General features: G+C 58.5%; 1 protein-coding gene. It reads left to right on the plus strand.

Annotated features, from left to right (window positions below; translation table 11 throughout):
* Positions 1–290: DUF934 domain-containing protein (locus AB9F29_RS21530; RefSeq protein ID WP_369757205.1), on the plus strand; the 290-nt coding region annotated here is incomplete at its 5' end.
* Positions 291–347: the final 57 nt, after the last annotated feature.

Raw genomic sequence — 347 nt, forward strand, 5'->3', positions numbered from 1 at the left:
CTGATAGCCTCGAGGGTCATTTGTCGGATATCGACATGATCCGCGTGGATTTTCCCTCCTCCGCCGATGTGCGCGGCTTCACCATCGCGCGCCGTTTGCGCTTGATGGGATTTGTTGGCCGCCTACGCGCCAAGGGGCATGTGATCTCGGATCAATACGCTATGGCCCGCCGCTCAGGTTTTGACGAAGTGGAAATTTCTGACGCCCTCGCGGCCCGTCAACCCGCCGAGGAGTTGGCGTTTCGCGTGAAATGGCAAGACCATGACTATCAGTCGCGGCTACGCGCCTAGAAACGCCGCACAAAATCCCTTATAGACCAGACACAGAGGGCAAAGCGCCGCTTTGCG

This window comes from Falsihalocynthiibacter sp. S25ZX9, assembly GCF_041205405.1.
Taxonomy (GTDB): Bacteria; Pseudomonadota; Alphaproteobacteria; order Rhodobacterales; family Rhodobacteraceae; genus Falsihalocynthiibacter; species Falsihalocynthiibacter arcticus.